The sequence below is a fragment of the Phenylobacterium sp. genome (assembly GCF_036723115.1).
Lineage (GTDB): Bacteria > Pseudomonadota > Alphaproteobacteria > Caulobacterales > Caulobacteraceae > Phenylobacterium.
On record NZ_DAIMHV010000238.1, the window covers coordinates 1 to 2218 of the forward strand.

The 2218-nt window shown below is 71.8% G+C and carries 2 protein-coding genes; both read right to left on the bottom strand.

Going from position 1 to position 2218, the window contains the following annotated elements:
• Positions 1-189: 189 nt before the first annotated feature.
• On the bottom strand, positions 190-996 hold the full coding sequence (locus tag V7D28_RS14990; protein WP_333588182.1) for a DUF1295 domain-containing protein: 807 nt from the start codon (positions 994-996) through the stop codon (positions 190-192).
• A gap of 29 nt (positions 997-1025) precedes the next feature.
• Positions 1026-2218, bottom strand: a 1193-nt coding sequence (locus V7D28_RS14995; RefSeq protein ID WP_333588183.1) for a dicarboxylate/amino acid:cation symporter, incomplete at its 5' end; no start/stop codon positions are given.

Consider the following 2218-nt stretch of genomic DNA (forward strand, 5'->3'; position numbering starts at 1 on the left):
GGCTGGGCCAGGGCCGAACCCGCCGCCAGGCCCGCGAAAACGAGGGCGAGCGCGCCCCGATACATCCGCCCATCCATGCCGTTTCCTCCGAAGCGCCCCCTCGTTGGGGGCAGCTAAACGGGTCGGGGCCTGAGAGGCAATGCGGCTTGGCCCCAGAACTCGGCCTGCCCCAGGGGCGCCCGCGACGCCTCAGAGCTTGCGAGGCGGCCAGGGAATGAAGGCCGAGGTGCGGCGGATATAGTCGGCATAGGCCGGGCGTCGGTTCTCCATGCCCTTTTCCACCGTGGGCGCGCCGCTGCCCTTGGTGAGGAGCAGGGTGATCAGAACCGGCCCCAGGATGGACCAGGCGCCGAGCGGCGTCTCCACGGCCACGAGATAGAGGCCCCACCAGAGGCAGGCGTCGCCGAAATAGTTGGGATGGCGGCTGTAGCGCCACAGACCCTTGTCCATCACCTGGCCCTTGTTGGCGGGGTCGGCCTTGAACCTTGCCAGCTGGCGGTCGGCGATGGCTTCGAAGACGAGGCCGAAGAGCGCCAGGGCGGCGCCCAGGACGCCGATCAGGCCCAGGGGCTGCGGCTCGCCCAGCTGACCCAGCTGGACGGGCAGGGCGACGATGAGCTGCAGCGGAGCCTGGGGGGCGAAGATGATCACCAGCGCGGACAGGGGGAAGCTCCAGCCCCGGCGGTCCTGCGCGTCGGCCAGCATCTCCTCATAGCGCCGCTCCCTGCCGTGTCGCCGCCAGCGGGCGAACAGGTGGCCCCCAAGGCGCGCGGCCCAGGCGGTGGCCGCCAGGGCCAGGATCCAGCCGTGGGGTCCGACGGCCCCGCCGCTCGCGGAGTGGGCCGCAAGGCTGGTCCAGGCCAGCAGGGCCATGCCTGTGGGCCACCAGGCGTCGATGAAGCTCACATCGCGCAGACGCAGCGACACCGCCCAGAGCAGGCCGAAGGCCAGGATCAGCACAAGGGCGTTGAGCGCGAGCAGAAGCCAGATGGACAAGCAGGACCTCCCAGGCGTGAACCCTTGAGCTACGTCGCGATCGCGCCTGGGGATGCGTCCTCCTCGTCGCTGAGGACCGCAGCCACGGCCATGTCGGCGGTCACATTGCCCACGGTGCGGAAGATGTCGGGGATGACTTCCACGGCGATCAGCAGGGCCAGGATGTCGATGGGCGCGCCCAGGGCCAGGCAGATGGGGGCCATGCTGGCGAAGAAGGAGATCTGTCCCGGCAGGCCCACCGTGCCGATGCTGACCGCCAGGGCCACGGCGATGGCGGCGGCGATCTGGCCCGGATGCGGCTCCAGTCCGTAGAGATGCACGATGAAGAAGGCCACGGCGAGATTGGCCACCGGACTGGTCATGCGGAAGACGGCCACCGCCAGGGGCAGGACCACCCCTGTCACCCGCGATGAGGCGCCCATGACGTCCCGGCTGCGCTCGATCATGGCCGGCAGGCAGGCGAGCGAGCTCTGGGTGCTGAAGGCCAGCACCTGGACCGGGGCGGCGGCGCGGGCGAACAGGCCCAGGTCCCGCCCCCGCAGCAGGGCGACCAGACCATAGGGCAGAAGAAGCGCGCCGGCCGCCACCAGCGAGACCATGGCCACATACTGGGCCAGCACGCCGGCCGCCCCCAGGCCCGCCCGCAGACCGATGCCCAGGGCGAGGGCGAAGACGCCGACCGGGGCGGCGAGCAGCACCCAGCGGACGATGACGATCATCGTTTCTGCGATGGCCCGGAAGGCGCTGATGAGCGGGGTGCGCAGTTCGCCTGGCAGGCGCGTGGCCGCAAAGCCGAAGATCAGGCCGAACACCACCAGCTGCAGGATGGCGTCCTCCGCTGCGGCGCGGATCGGGTTGGCCGGCGCCAGCGAGGGCAGCCACTGGGCGAAGGTGGTGTAGGTGGCCTCCACCGCCCCGCCCGGTGCGGCTGCGGTCAGCGCCGCGGCCCCGGCGGCGGGGGCGGGCCACAGGGCCAGAAGCGCGCTCATGGCCCCCACCCCGTAGAGGGCCGCGCCGAACAGCACGATGGCGAAGAAGAGCGAGGCCCGCGCCGCCAGCCGGCCCGTGGAGGCCGCGTCCGCCGCCGACGCCGCCCCCGTCACCAGCAGGGAGAAGACCAGGGGAATGATGGTCATGCGCAGGGCGTTCAGCCACAGGGCGCCGACCGCCTCCACCCCGCCGGCCAGGGTGCTCAACCCCGGATGGTCGGTCGCCCCCACCG